This is a genomic window from Corynebacterium parakroppenstedtii, assembly GCF_019754935.1.
GTDB lineage: Bacteria > Actinomycetota > Actinomycetes > Mycobacteriales > Mycobacteriaceae > Corynebacterium > Corynebacterium parakroppenstedtii.
Genome location: NZ_JAGSOA010000001.1, coordinates 586169 through 603087, shown reverse-complemented (window position 1 = coordinate 603087; position 16919 = coordinate 586169). Strand labels below are relative to the sequence as shown.

14 protein-coding genes are annotated in these 16919 nt (G+C 59.1%); 9 read left to right on the top strand and 5 right to left on the bottom strand.

The window, feature by feature from the left end; translation table 11 throughout:
• Position 1: 1 nt before the first annotated feature.
• The 6 genes from KCQ76_RS02515 (at position 2) to holA (ending at position 6609) form a co-directional block, all read left to right on the top strand.
• Positions 2-802, top strand: coding sequence for a histidine phosphatase family protein (locus KCQ76_RS02515; protein ID WP_046202568.1), 801 nt, complete (start codon positions 2-4; stop codon positions 800-802).
• Positions 799-1755, top strand: a complete 957-nt coding sequence (locus KCQ76_RS02510; RefSeq protein WP_046202567.1) for a DegV family protein — start codon at positions 799-801, stop codon at positions 1753-1755. Before KCQ76_RS02515 ends, KCQ76_RS02510 begins: the two co-directional genes overlap by 4 nt.
• 133 nt (positions 1756-1888) lie before the next feature.
• The gene (locus tag KCQ76_RS02505; RefSeq protein WP_160296121.1) at positions 1889-2785 is read left to right on the top strand and encodes a polysaccharide biosynthesis/export family protein; all 897 of its coding nucleotides are present in this window, start codon (positions 1889-1891) and stop codon (positions 2783-2785) included.
• The gene (locus KCQ76_RS11140) at positions 2680-2937 is read left to right on the top strand and encodes a ComEA family DNA-binding protein (RefSeq protein WP_160296120.1); all 258 of its coding nucleotides are present in this window, start codon (positions 2680-2682) and stop codon (positions 2935-2937) included. Before KCQ76_RS02505 ends, KCQ76_RS11140 begins: the two co-directional genes overlap by 106 nt.
• Positions 2938-2950: 13 nt before the next feature.
• A complete protein-coding gene (locus KCQ76_RS02495; RefSeq protein ID WP_160296119.1) occupies positions 2951-5560 on the top strand; it encodes a ComEC/Rec2 family competence protein in 2610 nt (869 codons plus the stop codon).
• A gap of 38 nt (positions 5561-5598) precedes the next feature.
• Complete coding sequence (gene holA / locus KCQ76_RS02490) at positions 5599-6609, top strand: DNA polymerase III subunit delta (protein ID WP_046202760.1); 1011 nt, start codon at positions 5599-5601, stop codon at positions 6607-6609.
• Between the two features lie 159 nt (positions 6610-6768).
• Here the strand turns inward: holA and rpsT are convergent, their stop codons facing one another.
• Together rpsT and KCQ76_RS02480 are read right to left on the bottom strand one after the other, a co-directional pair.
• On the bottom strand, positions 6769-7032 hold the full coding sequence (gene rpsT, locus KCQ76_RS02485; RefSeq protein ID WP_046202566.1) for a 30S ribosomal protein S20: 264 nt from the start codon (positions 7030-7032) through the stop codon (positions 6769-6771).
• A 260-nt stretch (positions 7033-7292) separates the two neighbouring features.
• Complete coding sequence (locus KCQ76_RS02480; RefSeq protein WP_052722198.1) at positions 7293-7994, bottom strand: type II toxin-antitoxin system PemK/MazF family toxin; 702 nt, start codon at positions 7992-7994, stop codon at positions 7293-7295.
• 91 nt (positions 7995-8085) lie between these two features.
• Here KCQ76_RS02480 and lepA point away from each other — a divergent pair, with 91 nt between their 5' ends.
• The gene (lepA, locus tag KCQ76_RS02475; RefSeq protein WP_046202565.1) at positions 8086-9933 is read left to right on the top strand and encodes a translation elongation factor 4; all 1848 of its coding nucleotides are present in this window, start codon (positions 8086-8088) and stop codon (positions 9931-9933) included.
• A gap of 25 nt (positions 9934-9958) precedes the next feature.
• On the opposite strand, the gene KCQ76_RS11045 is transcribed toward lepA, so the two are convergent.
• Entirely contained in the window at positions 9959-10909 is a 951-nt protein-coding gene (locus tag KCQ76_RS11045) for an HNH endonuclease family protein (protein WP_306421797.1), read from the bottom strand.
• A gap of 210 nt (positions 10910-11119) precedes the next feature.
• Here KCQ76_RS11045 and KCQ76_RS02465 point away from each other — a divergent pair, with 210 nt between their 5' ends.
• Both KCQ76_RS02465 and KCQ76_RS02460 read left to right on the top strand, forming a co-directional pair.
• Positions 11120-11998: a hypothetical protein gene (locus KCQ76_RS02465; RefSeq protein ID WP_146003201.1), complete on the top strand. Its 879-nt coding sequence runs from the start codon at positions 11120-11122 to the stop codon at positions 11996-11998.
• 188 nt (positions 11999-12186) lie between these two features.
• Positions 12187-13110, top strand: coding sequence for a 3-hydroxybutyryl-CoA dehydrogenase (locus KCQ76_RS02460; protein WP_046202563.1), 924 nt, complete (start codon positions 12187-12189; stop codon positions 13108-13110).
• On the opposite strand, the gene KCQ76_RS02455 is transcribed toward KCQ76_RS02460, so the two are convergent.
• Complete coding sequence (locus KCQ76_RS02455) at positions 13100-14185, bottom strand: hypothetical protein (RefSeq protein WP_046202562.1); 1086 nt, start codon at positions 14183-14185, stop codon at positions 13100-13102. The genes KCQ76_RS02460 and KCQ76_RS02455 overlap by 11 nt on opposite strands.
• Positions 14186-14239: 54 nt before the next feature.
• Entirely contained in the window at positions 14240-16891 is a 2652-nt protein-coding gene (locus KCQ76_RS02450; RefSeq protein WP_046202561.1) for an ABC transporter ATP-binding protein/permease, read from the bottom strand.
• Between the last annotated feature and the right edge of the window lie 28 nt (positions 16892-16919).

Here is a 16919-nt window from a genome sequence, read left to right as displayed (position 1 = left end):
GATGGCTCGCCGCCTTATTCTTCTTCGACACGGTCAGACGGATTACAACGCCACTGGCCGCATGCAGGGCCAGATGGATACGCATCTCAGCGATCTGGGGCGACGTCAAGCCCAGCGGACTGCTGATGAACTCAGTCGGTGGGATATCCGACGAGTGGTGACCTCTGACCTGTCGCGAGCAGCGGAAACTGCGGGGCTGATCGCAGCACCTCATGGGCTCACTCCCGTGCTCGATGACCGTTTGCGTGAGACCCATTTGGGGTCGTGGCAGGCTCATTCGCATGAGGAGATCGACGCTACTCACCCGGGTCAGCGCGCGATGTGGCGGCATAACCCTCACTGGGCCCCGCCGGGTGGTGAGACCCGTCTGGAGGTCGCTGCCCGTGCCCGCAGCCTTGTTGATGAGCTCATGCATTCGTTCTCCGAGTGGGAAGGCGGCACAGTCGTGTGCGTGGCCCATGGGGGCACTATCGCCGGCTTGACCTGCTCATTATTGGGATTGCCGACGGACAACTACTCGTCATTCTCGGGGTTGGGGAATACGAGTTGGGCTCAGCTGACGGCGCGTCCACGTTTCCACTACGACCACTCGACAGTCGACAATTCCGGTGACCGACCGGCGGATCCTGCGTTGGATACGACCCCGGTGGCGACGTTTACTGAATCTACTATCGACGATGCGCAGTGGTATTTGGACGCGTGGAATGCGTCCGCGCTGGGTATTCCTTTCGCTCCTGCTCAACCGGGTAGTGAGGGCGTTGGTGTGACCTATACCAGGACGTCGATTGAGGGGCTGCAGTGACTGTCCGCGTCATTACCGATTCCTCATCGTGCTTGCCCGTTGAGCGGGCGCGGGAATGGGGGATTACCGTCCTCCCTTTGCATGTCGTGTCTTCCGATGACGCAAGTTCGACGTCGGGGGTGACCGCGTTGGAGCTCGCCGCAGCGTATGGCCGGGAGATGGAACGGTCTGGTGACGAGGGTGTCGTCGCTGTTCATCTTGGACAAAAGCTCAGTAGTACCTGGTCAGCGGCGGTGGCGGCCTCGGCGGTTTTCGAGGGAAAAGTCCGCGTTATTGAAACCGATTCGATCGGGATGCCGGTGGGGGAGGCCGCCATGGCTGCTGCTCGTGCGGCGCAGAATGGTGGCGACTTGGAGGAATGCGCGAGACGTGCGTCGATGATCACGGGCCATTCGCAATTGTTCCTCTACCTTGAGCGTACCGACGGTTTGCGACGCTCGGGGCGGATGAGCACGATGTCATCGTTGATGTCATCTGCGCTGCCCGTGAAGTCACTATTTTCCCTGCATGATGGAAGTTTTGGTGTCGTTGCGCGGACGCGGACGCAGGCGAAAGCATTTACCCGGCTTGTCGACATGGTGGTGGATGCTGCGACTGTGACCACTAGTGCCGACGAGGCGGATCGGTCTAGTGGGGGTTCCGGTGCGGATTCCAGTACGGACGGTGCCTCGACTGTTTCTCGCAGTGCTGATGGAGATACGGAACCCGTGCGTATCTGTATTCACCACTCGGGTGCCGATGACCGTGCGCGCATTGTTGGTGCAGGGTTGAAAAAGGCCTTGGAAGCGAACAATACATTCGTTGACCTGGGTAAACGATGGGGGATAGATCAGTTCCCGTCTGCCGACGTGGTCCTGACGCAGGCGGAACTCTCCCCGGCTTTGGCAGTGCATACTGGTGCGGGTGCGATTGCGGTGTCGGTGATCAATACGCGGGACGCTGCTGAGTTGTAGCGGGCGCTGTCGCTGGCTGGGCAGCAGTGGCGCGCTGTCCATATCTGTGGATAACTTTGTTTGTCCACAACGTGGCCGTCCTGATGGCCGACGTGCCCAGCGATGAGGGGCGGAGTTCTCTACTCTCCGGCTCATGAGTAGCAGGGGCAGTGTGGGGATGACGCGGGCGGACGTCGCCAATGAGACCAATGTGCTTGAGCGTGGCGCGGATAACTATCTCCCCGGCGAGTTCGTGCCACGGTCGAGACCACAGAACACCTCGCCTTTACCTGCCCCGCAGAGTCCAGGGAACAGCGTAGGTCGCGATCGAATCAGGATGTTCGATGCCGAACGCGCCGAGGATGACAGCAACGTTGCCCTTTATGATTTCTCCCGTGATGGACATGCCCGGCGCGGTATCCGGCTTCTCCAGGGGATGTCGCCGCGGGCGTGTGTCGGAATAGTTGTTCTTGCTGTACTTGTAGTGTCCACCGTGATCGGGTTCGCGTTGATGGGGGAGGACAATAGTCAGCGTCCCGTGTCTAAAGCGGCGCAGGTGGTGTCGGCCGATGCAGAGACCCACCGCGGGGAGGCCAGAGAGAAAACCGGTGCGGAATCGTCGGACCACGGTTCAACGGGTGCACCGGCGCATAAGAAAGAGGCTGGGGCTCAGGAGGGATCGCATAACGGCCACGAGCCGGCATCACAGCCTATTACGGTCGCGGTCGTCTGCAATGTCGTTCATCCCGGATTAGTCTCTCTGGATGCCCAAGCCCGGGTTGATGACGCCATCAACGCGACCGGCGGACTGACCGATCGTGGCAGGTGGGACGGGCTTAACCGAGCGCAAAAGCTACTCGATGGGCAACAAATCTGCATCGGAGAAGAAGGGAAAGATGGCACCATTATCGGCGGTGAACCATCCGGGAACGCAGGATCGCAACCGTGGGCGCCGGCGGGAGGCACGGCGGTGGATCCGCGCCAGGCCAGGGGCCGCCAGCGAAGTCGGGTGGCGGGACGAATATCAATACGGCAGGTGAGGCTGAGCTGACCGCCATACCTGGTGTGGGGCCCAAAACGGCGTCGGCAATCATTGCCTACCGCGAGCAGAACGGGCCGTTCCGAAGTATCGACCAATTGGCGGAAGTTAAGGGGATAGGCCCCGCAAAACTGGCCGCGATGCGCGATGCCGTCACGATCTGATAACCCGCCTTCTGTGGGGGACAGCCAGTCCGCACGTCCGAACCGTGAGAAAACAAAAGAACGGGTTCCGCTGGATGGCCGGTTACTGCCCTGCGCTGCCGGTGTGTGGGCAGCGAGTGGTGTCGTGGTGTGGTTCCGATGGGGAACGTCAGAAGCGGCCAGTTTTCACGGTGATGGGGGCTTTATTGCCTGGTGGCTCGGCCATCCCGTATCCGCTGTGGCGGTGTGTGCTGCACTAGCAGCAGCGACGGTGATCTCTGCACACTGGTACATGAATCGTCGTCGACGTAGTTACGGCGGGGGGATCGCGGGCGATGCGCGTCGCTCTTGGGGATTGCAGTTTCTCATGGTGGTTGTCGGCGCCATCATCGGAGGGGTCAGATCGATCTACGCCATCCGTCGCTCGTTGAGCCATTGGTTAGCCCACAAGCAGGGCGGCCATCTGCTCATTGACCAATCTATGGACTGCACCGCGACGTCCTACCCGCGTCGGCTCCCGGAGGCTCCCTTCGAGCCGGGACAGGAGCGGTATGGCGTATCGGTATCCCTCAAGGGAATGCCGTCGGATATTTTCGTCTCAGGCGGGGCTGAGCTTCGTACAGTTAACCCTGGTCAGCGCCTTGAAGGACTCGTGTCGGTCAAAGAGGCTTTCCAGCCGGGAACTGCACCAATAACGCTGTCATCCGCGGGACACAGTGGGTCAGGCCAGGGGTTGCACGTCGTGCAGGCACCTCCATCGTCGCCGATGGGGTGGGGTGTCGGCCGGTTATGGAGTGTCGGGTGCCATGCGATGTCCGCAGTCCATCGGGAGTTCCTTGAGGCCTCGCGTCGCTATGTGCCCGAGGATCTGGAGGGTTTGGCTCAGGGGATGGTGATTGGTGATACGTCGTTACAATCTGACGACGATAAAGCAGCTTTTGTCACCTCTGGCCTCAGCCACCTGTCCGCGGTGTCCGGGGCGAATGTTGCGATCGTTCTTGGAGTGGTTGCCGCGATCGTCTTCACCGAGCGTCCGCGTGTTCGTTATCTCTGCGCGGGGTGCTCATTGGTGGGATTTGTCCTTCTCATCGGATTGGACGCGTCCGTGTTGCGGGCGGCTGTCGCGGGGACCGTGGGACTTCTTGCCACGATGGCGGGGAGGCGTCGGCAAGCGTTGCCCGCCTTGTGTGCGGGGATTATCGGGCTCGTGGTGTGGAACCCGGATATGGCCGTGTCCTTGGGATTTGCCTTATCGTGCGCTGCGACGGCCGGCATTATCTGTCTTGCGCCACCTTTGTCCGATGCCATTGAGAAGGTCGTGGTGCGTGTATTGAACGCATGCGGAAAGTCCGGTGAGGTATCGCGGCGCACGCGGGCAGTTATCACCGGATGCGCCGTATGCATAGCTGCAGATGTGGTCACCCAACCTATTATCTTGCTCGTTATTGGCCGGACCTCGGCTCTGTCGATCGTGGCCAATTCCTTAGTCGGATTCGTCGTCGCGCCCGTCACGGTCATCGGGACCATCGCGCTCGTTCTGTGCGCACTGAGCGTTGTGGCTCATCCCGTGGGGATACGTGCGGGAACAGTCTGTGAAGCCATTCAATGGCTCAGCGATTCGTTCTGCCGCGGAGCCACTTGGCTGGCGTCGGTAGGCATGGCTGCATGCACGCCGGTTTTGTGGTGGATTCGCTGGGTTGGGCACGCGATAGCCAAGTGCGAGGCCGCCCAATTGGTTGTCGGATCACCAGGTTCAGCAATCATTGTTATTACTGCCGTTGTCGGTTCCTACTTTTTCTTGTCGACGTTATGGTCAGGTGTTTTTATCCGACGGATGTTTTCCGCGGCCCCTGGCCCGAGAGCTGGTTCCGCGCAACGTCGGCTCCGACCGTGGACGACGAGCTGCGGGATGACGAGCCGACGGATCACAAGCTGGTGGGGCAAAGCACTGGGGAGCGTCGGAGTTGTTGTGGTCGCCATGTCGACGTGTCTAGCAGCAACTGGCGGTGGGACTGCCGGCGAGCGCGATCGCTCAGGAGAGTTCTCCGCAGGAGTGGGACCGACGGGCGGTGGACCGAGCAATCAAGCATCGGAGTACGCGTTGCGTCCACCACGCGACGCCTTCGACCGCCTGCGGGCCATCACCCACCTCGTGAGATCCCCCGCGTTTCCTCCAACTCAGTGGACCGTTGCAGTGTGTCCGTTTTCGCCCACTATCTCGGTGATGATGTGGCCAGACAGTCACTACGCTCTGGCCAACGTCGACAACCAAGCACCCGCATCCCCTGACGATGTGACCTCTGAGGTGGCCTCACGCCTCCAGCGAAGAATCAAAGATTGCGCCCGTGAGCTGAAGCTTTCTTCCCGCAACCATGTTGCCCACCACGCTTCTCACCGCGCGGACGGCGAGGCTGTCGCATTCGTCAGCGATAAAAAACAGATCGATCCAGAGTCGTCGTCTGCACGGTGGTTCGTCATCACCACGCCGACGTCACCAACGCCATCATCGCATTCGGGTGCCGGTAATCAATCCTTTCGCCCGAGCCAACTGGCCAATGGAGCACCGGTCACCACCCTTGTCGACGAAGGCATTGTCGTCCTACGCAGCAACGGACGTACCTGTTCATGGAGGTTCTGCCCATGAGCCGCGTTATGTCCCCGGCGGTCAGTAGACTGACGGGCATGGCACCATCACGGAGGTCACGCACCACATTCGACCCTGCGGAGGGATCCGGCGCGCCCGCACCCGTACACATCATTGTCGGAACAGAAGATTTCCTTGCGGATCGTCACCGCCGTGCCATCGTCAAACGTGTCCGTGAGAACTCGCCCACCGGCGATGAACTCACCGTTACCACAGTCCGCGCAGGAGACATCACGGGCCCCGAGCTCACCGAGCTGCTGAGCCCCAGTCTCTTCGGCGAAGACCGCATCGTCGTCATTACAAACATGAATGACGCAGGTAAAGAGCCGGCATCACTCGTGCTTGCCACTGCGAAAGACCCCGCGCCGGGCATCACCCTGATCATTCAACATTCGGGTGAAGGCCGGACGAAGGCCATGGTGTCCAAACTCCTCAAGCTTGGCGAAGAACACCGGGCTGACGCCATTCCGGTCCGTGAACTGCCCACTTTTGTGCAGTCAGAGTTCCACCGGCTTCGCGTGCGAGTGAACCCAGATGTCGTCTCTGCCCTCATCGAGAGCGTCGGTTCCAACGTGCGCGAATTGGCGTCGGCGGTGAGCCAGCTGGTCGCCGATAACGACGGAAAAGTCGACCTCGAGGCCGTGCGACGGTACTACACCGGCACCGCGGAAGTCAGCAGTTTTTCCATCGCCGACGACGTTATCGCCGGCAACGTGGACCAGTCGGTGGCAAAAGTGCGTCGGGCTCTCCAGTTGGGAGTGGCTCACATGGCGATCTCGACGGCGGTGTGTCGTGGGATCAGCGAGGTCGCTCGGCTTAGTGGGAATAGGCGTATTGATCCCTATCGTGATGCGTCGCGGTTAGGGATGCCACCGTGGAAACTGAAACGGACAGCGCCGATAGCTCAGAGATGGTCGCAGGCTGCAATTGCCGAGGCCGTGCAGGTTGCTGCGCAGATGGAAGCAGGGATTAAAGGTGCCGCGGGTGACCAAGATAGTGCTGTTGAACTAGGTGTTCGGCGTCTGGCGGAGCTTGCGCGGATGAAATAGCCACGGAGGAGATGACCGTTAGTGCAAACACTCGTGGACGCAATGAAAAACCCCGCTCCGAGCGGAGCGGGGAACACCCTGGTTAGCGGGCTTAGAGACAGGTGACCGAACGATCACACGGTCTTGCCGCCCACACGAACCAGCGGACTCGTAGGAAAATTAGTCCATCGAGTTGAACAACTTAGCCATCGCAGACTTCTTGTTCGCAGCATTGTTGCGGTGGAGAGTGCCCTTAGTAACGGCTTTGTCGTACTCGCGGGACGCCAGGCGAAGCTGAGCCTCGGCACCAGCCTTGTCACCAGCAGCGACGAGCTCACGGAACTTGCGGTTCTCGGTGTGCAAACGCGAACGGACGGCCTTGTTGCGCTGACGGGCCTTTTCGTTTGTCTTGATGCGCTTCTTCTTGGACTTAATGTTTGCCACGGGAATTACCTCTTTCTCTACGCTTGTCATGCACTGGGTGCGCACGACTCGATCTACCACAACTCTTCATGTCATTTCTCATGTGAAGAGCATGTGGAGGGCGATATAAGGGCATCAGCCCGTGAATGAGCGACCTTCAAGAACAAACCCAAGGTCCTGCTTGTTCCGGCTCATCGTCCACATGCGTGGTAGAACTCCAGGACACTTTACAGTGCTTCAAGAATTGCGTCCAATATCAGCGCTGCCAACCCAGCCCACCATTAACGCCAGTTGTAGTCCGTCCGCAGCCGGCTGGCGATGCGCTCGAACCGCCTCCGGGGTAACACCGTCCCTTTCCGACGAATCATATGGTCGGGAACCTCAATGATCTTGTCCAACCGAACCCATGCGGGTCGGCCCTGCATGTCCCAGCCCCCGGCGCCGATCTCCAGCCAGTTGTTATCCGTCGAGTGCTCGTCATTCGTCGAAATGAGAAGTCCACGGATGTATCGCTCGTGGTGGCCCAGGATAACGATTGCTCGTTCCCGGCCATCCGATTGCTTGTTCGGGGAATGAACCCAGACGACCTCGCCAGGATCGGCTTGCCCATCCATATCCGGTGCATAAATGAGGGTAGAGGCGCAGGCCCCAGTGGGCCGTGCGAGAACCGGCTCATCTTCGTTATTAAACGTCGAAACGCTGGAGTCCGTCATGCCTAGTCCCTGCTGTAGTGAAGCAAGGCCTTGGTCCAGGGCGCCTTCGTGGTGGAATGGCCGCGAGAATGACGTCGGCACGCGACGAGATCGGCGTGAAGAGTGCGACCGTCCGGCCGCGTCAGGGAGTTCGAAGTCATCGTCACTCGTGGTTGCCCGCTTGTGGGCAAGAAAGCCGGTGATGTGACGGATTAGGGAAGACCGCTGCGTGTGGCGTTCGGGCTCAGAGTCGTATGAAAATGGGCCCGAATTTCCTCGCGGTACGAACATGTCCCCACAATAATTCGGTGTGAAAAGTGGTGCAATCCAACGTCTAGTACTGTGATCACCGAGTACTGACGGAGAGGATCACAGCTCTTTTATGGCCACCAACTACGCGGAAACAACGTTCACCGACCCGGCGCGTATCCGGAACTTCTGCATCATCGCACACATCGACCACGGGAAATCGACTTTGGCGGATCGAATTCTGCAGCTCACCGGGGTGGTCGGCGATCGTGACATGCGCGACCAGTATCTGGACAACATGGACATTGAGCGCGAACGGGGCATCACGATTAAGGCCCAGAACGTGCGCCTGCCGTGGGTCCCCAAAACCGGGGACCATGCGGGTGAGCAGATTGTGCTCCATCTCATCGACACCCCCGGTCACGTCGACTTCACTTATGAGGTGTCGCGTGCCCTGGAGGCGTGTGAGGGGGCAATCCTTCTTGTCGACGCTGCTCAGGGCATTGAGGCGCAGACGCTCGCGAATCTGTATCTCGCGATGGAGAATGACCTGGAAATTATTCCGGTCCTGAACAAGATTGATCTTCCTGCGGCGGACCCCGACAAGTTTGCCGACGAGCTGGCGTTGATCATTGGGTGTGAACCGGAAGAAGTGTTGCGGGTCTCGGCGAAGACGGGTGACGGCGTCCCCGAACTGTTAGACAAGTTGTGTGATGTTGTTCCTGCGCCGACGGGGGATGCGGATGCGCCTGCCCGCGCTCTAATCTTCGATTCGGTATATGACACCTATCGGGGCGTCGTAACCTATGTGCGCGTGATGGATGGTCGGCTGAAAGCTCGCGAGAAGATTCAGATGATGTCGACGGGGGCCACGCACGAGACGCTGGAGATCGGCGTGGTGTCGCCGCAGCCGAAGAAGACCGACGGTTTGGGTGTCGGCGAAGTAGGGTACCTCATCACGGGTGTGAAGGATGTGCGCCAGTCGAAGGTGGGCGACACCGTGACCGTGGTGAATGATCCTGCCACGGAACCGTTGAAGGGCTATGAAGAGCCGAAGCCGATGGTGTATTCGGGCTTGTTCCCGATTTCGGCGGACCAGTACCCGGATTTGCGCGACGCCTTAGAGAAACTGCAGCTCAACGACGCCGCGTTGACCTATGAGCCGGAGTCGTCCGTGGCATTGGGCTTCGGTTTTCGGTGTGGGTTCTTGGGTTTGCTCCATATGGAAATTACCCGTGCTCGGCTGGAGCGCGAGTTCAACTTGGATTTGATTTCGACCGCTCCCTCGGTGGTGTACCGCGTGGTGACCGAGGCAGGCGAAGAGATCAAGGTGCGTAATCCTTCCGATTGGCCTGATGGAAAGCCGCGGGAGATCTACGAACCTATCGTGAAGATGACTGTGATCGTTCCGGCGGAGTTCTTGGGCCCGACGATGGAGCTGTGCCAGTCCAAGCGCGGCCAGATGGGGGGCATGGACTATCTGTCAGAAGACCGCGTCGAGCTGCGGTACACCATGCCGCTGGGAGAGATCATCTTCGACTTCTTCGACATGCTGAAGTCCCGCACGAAGGGGTACGCGTCCTTAAATTATGAGGATGCCGGCGAGCAGATTGCCGACCTCGTGAAAGTCGATATTCTCTTGCAGGGCGATCCAGTGGATGCGTTCTCTGCCATCGTGCACCGGGACAATGCTCAGTGGTACGGCAATAAGATGACGACGAAGCTCAAGGAGCTCATCCCTCGTCAGCAGTTTGAGGTACCGATTCAGGCTGCAATCGGGTCGAAGATCATTGCGCGCGAGAATGTCCGTGCTGTCCGCAAAGATGTGTTGGCCAAGTGCTACGGCGGCGACATTTCTCGTAAGCGGAAGCTCCTGGAGAAGCAGAAGGCCGGTAAGAAGCGCATGAAGAGTATCGGTTCTGTCTCAGTTCCTCAGGAAGCGTTCGTTGCGGCCTTATCGACGGACGAGGGTAAGAAGTAGGTCTCGCCGGGGCTCTGCGGGGGCGCTACGCCGCGCACTGATTAAGCACAGCGGTGAGCGCCTCTTTCTCCTGTCGCGTGACCCGTAGATGGTATTTCGACTTCACTCGAACTTGCCGGTCGGCGTATCCGCACCGGTAGGCGGTGTTCGGCGGCATCCACTCGGCAGCGTCCTTGTCGGACTTGGCGTTGTTGGTCGGGCCGTCCACGGCGAGCAAGTTGAGTGGATCGTTGGCAAGTGCAGTGCGCGCGGCATACGGCAGGGCATAGGCGCCACTGGCCCATGCATTGGATAGCGCGACAACGTGGTCGATTTGTACTGCCTGCGAGGTTTTCTTCCCACGGTGGAAATCGATGGTGTTGCCCGTGTAGGGGTCATGTAATTCCCCCGTGAGAACGACGCATCCCTGTGGCGGTTTCGTCGTGATGTCCGTGAGGTCCCGGTGGAGGATGTCATTGCGGGTGTCACAGCCGTTGCGGTCCACATCCGCCCATGACGGGCCGAAATTCTTGCGCTGGTATCGCTCTGCGCCACCACGACGCGGTGATTCAGGCAGCGCTGCGAGAAGTGCGTGAATGTCGCCGGTGGGGAAGGGGACATTCAGCGCTGTGAGTGCATCGGCGCTTTCTTGTTTGCTCAGCTGACCGATGTGTTCAGCACGTGGGGAACCGGGGAAAGCAGCATCCGTTGCGGGTGGTTCATTAGCGCCTTGATCAGGAGAATCTGCGGGTGACGAGCCATCGTCGGCTGAGCCATTGTCGTTTGGTCCAGTGCCATCGTTCGTGGGAGCGGCATCATTGTTGGCTGCGGAGGCAGCGGACGATGAACCATTGTCGCTCTGTGTAGCGATATCGCCGCAGCCTGCAAGGGGCATAACAAGGCCGAGGCTGAGAACAATGCCCACCAGTGCTGAGAGTGAATAGTGGGAAAACAATGGTCCAAGGTGGCTGGAACAATGTGCTCGCGTCGTTCGCATGAGGGACATCATACACACAAAATTCGAACTCGAGTTCGGATAGGGGTGACGTGGGGAAACTGCGGATAGTACGTCGGGTGTGGCCGTTATTCACAGTGAGTACCCTTGCCCCGATGGCCTCTGTAGTGAGTTTTCCTTCGTACCTCATACCTATCTCGTGGCGCGAAATGGGGGTGTCCTATCCCGGCGTTGTCACGTATTGTCGGTGACATGAATGCTCCCCATGGTCGACGTCGCCAACCCGAGGTAACGGGAACCCCCGAGGTGTCCGAGTCTCGTGGCCTCTTTGGGCGTGCCGGTTGTCGACGGATCATGCAGACCACACGACGTGGCGCGAGCATCGCGGTGGCTGTCGGGATTGTCGTCGGCGGTGGCTTAGCTGGGTGTAGCAGCAGCGATGATGTTGCGAATTCTGCCCATGATCACGCGTCGGTAGCGTCGGCAACTCAGTCGCAGACTCATTCCACCTCGAACTCGCGTGCACCGCAGCCGGCGACAGGGACCCCTCAGGATAACCCGCATCCCAGTCTCAATTCGACGACGACCAGCCGTCATAGTGGCACGCAGCGCGGTGCGACGAATGGAACTGCCCAGCAACAACAGGGCGGTGCTCAGGGGAACCGCGCAGCATTGCCACGAACCGCGAAGAATGGGACAGCAACTCCCAGGACCGGCAGTGGCGCAGCAGGTGGGGGTGCAACCACGACGTCACCAGGCCGGACGGTATTTCAAAGTCCAAGTAGCAACATCGTGTGCCAGTTCCGCGGGATGGATGACGATGGCTGTGATGTCCATCAGCATCCCCGATGGGGTGACGAAAATCGATGCCCATATCTGGGTGTCGAAGCGAGAAATGACACCATGATTGGTTTCCGCCGAGGTCCCGACGCGGAACCGTGCCACTGGCTCTTGCAGGGAGAATTCCCACGGACAGGACCTGTGCTGCCTTATGGTCAATCGAAAACAATCCCAGTCCAGGGGACCTACACAACCACCTACACATGCACATCGAAGGCAAGTGGAATGACGTGTACCAGCGCTGAAGGACACGGCTTTTTCGTCAACGATAGGCAATATAAGACCTGGTAAAAGCCCCCACACTGGGACGGGGGACTAGTACGAGGATGGGCCCCGGGCGAGTACAACTGCCATTTTCTTTCGTATTTTCCGACGAAAAGCCAGTGATGTTTTTACCATGAGGGAAACCACCTGTAAGGGAAACCACCAATGAAACGCTGACCACAGCGGCTAAGAGCAAAAGAGGGGACAACATACTCATGGCAGATCAGAAGAACAACGATAAGGCATCGGACTCGGTCGACATTTCAGCGTTGCGTGTAGGTGTCGTCGGTGCTGGTCAAATGGGGTCAGGCATTATCGAGGTTGCTGCCCGTCATGGTTCCGACGTCGTAGCGTGGGAAGCTGCCCAGGAGTTCGCCGACAAAGGCCTCGAGAGGATCACCAAGTCCCTCGAGCGCGGTGTATCACGAGGCAAGCTGTCTGAGAAGGAGAAGGATGCCGCGCTCGGGCGTATCCGCATCACCACTGACTTGGAAGAATTTGCGGACCGCCAGTTAGTCTGTGAAGCGATTGTTGAAAATCCCGAGGTCAAAGCCGATATTTTTGGGAAGCTCGACAAGATTGTTTCGGATCCCGATGCGCCTTTGTGTTCTAACACCTCGTCGCTGCCGATTCAGCAGATTGCGTCGGCAACGTCGAACCCAGGTCGCGTGATGGGGCTGCACTTCTTTAACCCCGTTCCGGTTCTTCCGTTAGTTGAGCACGTTCGGACCTTGGATACGACAGATGCCGTCGCGGATCGGGCTGAAAAGTGGGCCAGTGAGGTGCTCAAGAAAACGGTGATCAAGGCGAAGGATCGCTCTGGGTTTATCGTCAACTTCTTGTTGGTGCCCTACCTGCTTTCTGCGATCCGCATGCTGGAAAATGGCGTGGCGACGAAGGAAGACATCGACGCTGGTATGCGCAATGGTGCAGCACACCCCATGGGACCTATTGCGCTTTCCGACATGGTGGGGCTGGACACTGTCGCGTCTATCGCCGACGTCATGGTCGACGAATACGGCGACCCGGCGTACGCCTGCCCGCCCCTACTGCGTCGTATGGTCCAAGCCGGTCGGCTAGGAAAGAAGACCGGCCGAGGCTTTTACACTTACGACGAGAAAGGCAAACCTATTCGTTAGTCTGCTTGCCGGCAGTACCAGAGATGTGCTGGTCGGTAACCTCTGCGCCGCTTGCAGTTCGAGAAGCCGCTGCGGACTCAGCACCCGCGGTCCTAGCCCCAGCGTTCTCCGCCTCGAAGGAAGAGCCATCAGGATCCGCGGTAGTGAAACCATCCTTCCCCGATGTGTCGGGTGTTGTGCGGGTACGAGTGGTCATCATCATGGCGAGCGCGATCAGCGCGGCCGACGCCAGAGCGGTAATGATGGTCACGATTTTGTCGCCCTCACCAACGACGACGGACTTATACGGAAATGCTGACAGCATCAGCCCCGTGACCGCATAAGCAAGCACAGGCACGCGCATGAATCGTCGAAGCTGGGGCACAAGAAGGGCGGGAATAAGAATGCCGGCCCCCATCGTGAGCATTGCCCATGATTCGTTGACTGTGAACGTCGGGTGGTTATACATCACAGCACCAGTCATGGGGTTGTATTGAATGACGCGAACATCATCAGAGAACCGGGACCACACAACGGCAATTGCCGCAATGATTCCCATCAGACCGATCAACGTCACACTGATTTTGATCGGTGTTGGAGCAACGCTAAACGGCGATAGCGACTTGGTGGAGGACTGGGCATCGGCCTCAGAACCAGCCTGCTCATCCAGGCCTTCTTCCGAAAACAGGCCAGCAGTCGCGTTACCCTCACCCCAGTGTGCGCCGACCTCATCACTTTGGGTGCCGGAAGCTGCCGCACTGGCATACTCGTCCGGCAATGTTCCTGTGCGGGCAAGATGACGCAGCGCCGGAACAGTCATCGCCGGGATATCAGTCCGCTGCAGCGCATCGTCGTAGGTGGCCTTCGCCCGGTCATTGTGGAAAATCGTCCGAGCCGCTAGAAGCTCTTGCACGCGCGCATCGGTTTCAGGAACACCGTTGTTCTCCAGCTCGCGCAGCCGGGACGTGCAGATGTCGACAAGCTCTTCCGGCGCTAACGACGGGTCCAGGTTGAGCTGCTCATAAAAGTTGTAATGCTCATTGGTATTCGTGATGGAATCGTCCCCCTCAGGATCAGAATGGTACTTAGCTTTCATGCCGGCGAGCTTACCAGCCGCTCTGTCACGGCCGGTTGAGTTTTATGTTGAATCTTATGTCGGCGGGGCCGGTTGGCAGGCAGCGCTAATCAGTTCCTTCGTGTACTCATGCTGAGGATTGCGATAAATCTGATCGCTTGTTCCCTTTTCGACGATCCGCCCGTTCTTCATCACAGCAACCGTGTCGCAAATGTGCCGCACAACGTCAAGATCGTGCGATAAGAACACCATTGTCAGTCCATAGTCTTCGGCCAGCTCATCGAGAAGCGCAATGACGCGGTTCCGCACGGTGACGTCCAACGCCGACACGGGCTCGTCGGCAAGAAGAATATGAGGGTGGGTAGTCAGCGCGCGGGCAAGTGAAATCCGCTGCCGTTGGCCACCACTGAAGTGATGAGGGAACCGATCTATTGCCGACGGATCCAGCCCCACCTGCTTGAGCACGGTGGCTATGCGTTCGCGCTGTTCGTCTCGGGGGAGGGGATGTGGTTGCGCGCGGAGTGGTTCGGCCAGCGAATCACCGATAGTCATGGTGGGATCCAAGGAACCACGCGGATCCTGGAAGACAACCTGCCCATAGCGGCTCATATCGTGCGGATTGGTAATGACGCGCCCGTCGACACGGACATCGCCGGATGTCGGTCGGGTGAGCCCCGCCATGATCTTCAGCAGGGTAGTTTTGCCCGATCCAGATTCGCCGACGATGCCAAGGCGTTCGCCCCGGTGGATGTCTAATGTCACATCGTCGACAGCAGTGATTGCCGACGACGGCCCGAAGCGGTTCTGACGTTGATCGAATACCTGGCTTACATGGTGGACCTGGATGAGAGGATCGGTTGACGATGGCGTCGGGGAAGCCTCGTTGCGTGCATCATGTTCGGCGGACCCATCGTGACCCTGTGCATCGTCTTCGTCGCGAATGTCATGAACGTGCGCATTGTGAACCAGCATCGTTGTGTAGGAATCCCGAGGATGCTGCAAGATGCGCTCTGTCGGCCCGTATTCGCGCGGAACCCCATCCTTCAAGACCAGAATGTTGTCACACATGTTCGCAACGACCGTCAAATCATGCGTGATGAACAGCAGCGCGGTGTTGTTTTCGCGAACAAGCCGGTTGATCAGCATCAAAATAGACCGTTGAACGGTGACGTCCAGCGCCGTTGTCGGTTCGTCGCAAATGAGAAGCTCAGGGTCATTCGCAAACGCCATCGCGATGAGAACTCGCTGGCGTTGGCCGCCAGAGAGCTCAAACGGATACGAATAGTAAGCGCGCTCGGGGAGCCCCACCGACTCAAGAAGCTCACGGACTTTAACGTCACGCTCCCGCCGGCTGTGATCAGACGAATGTTGGTTTCCGCCAGTACGCTTGGCTTCTCGTGTACCAGCCCGACATGCGCGTTCGATTTGTTTGCCCACGGTCATGAGCGGATTCAGCGCAGTCATGGGCTCTTGGAAAACCATCGACATGCGCACGCTCCGGAACTGGCTGAGGGTGCTATCAGCAGCGCCCACAATTTCGTTGCCAGCGAACATGATCGATCCGGACGGGCGCACATCGTCGGGCAAAAGTCCCATGATCGCCAGTGCCGTTAACGATTTCCCCGATCCGGATTCGCCGATGAGCCCGAGCCTGGCACCGGGCTCGAGACTGAAGCTCAGAGAGTCAACTAATCGACGCTCATTTGCGGCCGCATTTGCAGAGCGCGGAGTGGTCAATGACAGGTCTCTCACCCGCAAAATTGCCGACGACGATTCGTTCGCCGCTGACTCCAGCGCTGTTTCTCGCGACGCCTCCTCTGATTTCGGCCCCTGCTCAGGCTCCTCATGAGCCGCGCTCGTGGCTGGAGCGTCGTACATTGCCCGGTGGGAGAACGGATCGAGGATGTCGCGGAGCCCATCGCCAAGAAGATTGAACCCCAGTACCGTGAGGGCGATAGCGAGCCCCGGCCACAGAGCCAGCTCCGCGTGTGAATCGAGGAAAACCTGAGAGTCCTGGAGCATCCGGCCCCATGAGGCCTGCGGCGGCGGTGTCCCCAGGCCCAAGAATGACAACCCTGCCTCAGCCAGAATGGCGAGCGCCACCGAAACCGTCGCCTGGACAATGATGAGGCCGGTAATTCCACGAACGATGTGCCTCGTCGCAATGGAGAGCCATCCCATTCCCGCACTTCGAGCGGCCAAAATGTAGTCCTGGCTGAGGACTTGTCGGGTGCCCGCGCGCGATACGCGGGCAAAGTTGGGGATAAACGCAATCCCAATGGCAACCATCTCTGACGACGTGCCGACGCCGACAACCGATCCGGCGATGATCGCCAACAGGAGAGCCGGGAATGCCAGCGCTAAATCCGACAGCCGCATGATGAAGGAATCCAGCCACCCTCCGCGGACTGCGGCAAGTATCCCGAGCGGAACGCCGACCCCGGCACCAATCGCGACCGCGAGAACGCTCACTTCGAGTGAGATCTGGGATCCGACCATGATCCGCGATAACGTATCCCGACCGTACCGGTCGGTTCCCACCCAATGGTCCCAACTCGGCGGTTGTAGTGCCGACGCCGGGTTAGCCTCTTGTGGCCCATACGGTGTCCAGACCAGCGATACCAGTGCGACAAGGACGACCACGCTCACCACGGCTGCCCCAACCATAAACATGACGCGGTGGTTGGCGCGGGTCACCGCCGTTAACCGTCGATTCTTTCCTGCCATCACTGGATTCGGTGTCCCTGAACGTGGT

Coding starts and splice junctions, on each gene's coding strand:
- KCQ76_RS02480 (WP_052722198.1), bottom strand. CDS start 7,994: ATGTTCGTACCGCGAGGAAATTCGGGCCCATTTTCATACGACTCTGAG.
- holA (WP_046202760.1), top strand. CDS start 5,599: ATGGCACCATCACGGAGGTCACGCACCACATTCGACCCTGCGGAGGGA.
- KCQ76_RS02515 (WP_046202568.1), top strand. CDS start 2: ATGGCTCGCCGCCTTATTCTTCTTCGACACGGTCAGACGGATTACAAC.
- KCQ76_RS02455 (WP_046202562.1), bottom strand. CDS start 14,185: ATGAAAGCTAAGTACCATTCTGATCCTGAGGGGGACGATTCCATCACG.
- KCQ76_RS02460 (WP_046202563.1), top strand. CDS start 12,187: ATGGCAGATCAGAAGAACAACGATAAGGCATCGGACTCGGTCGACATT.
- lepA (WP_046202565.1), top strand. CDS start 8,086: ATGGCCACCAACTACGCGGAAACAACGTTCACCGACCCGGCGCGTATC.
- KCQ76_RS11045 (WP_306421797.1), bottom strand. CDS start 10,909: ATGCGAACGACGCGAGCACATTGTTCCAGCCACCTTGGACCATTGTTT.
- KCQ76_RS02465 (WP_146003201.1), top strand. CDS start 11,120: ATGAATGCTCCCCATGGTCGACGTCGCCAACCCGAGGTAACGGGAACC.
- KCQ76_RS02505 (WP_160296121.1), top strand. CDS start 1,889: ATGAGTAGCAGGGGCAGTGTGGGGATGACGCGGGCGGACGTCGCCAAT.
- KCQ76_RS02450 (WP_046202561.1), bottom strand. CDS start 16,891: ATGGCAGGAAAGAATCGACGGTTAACGGCGGTGACCCGCGCCAACCAC.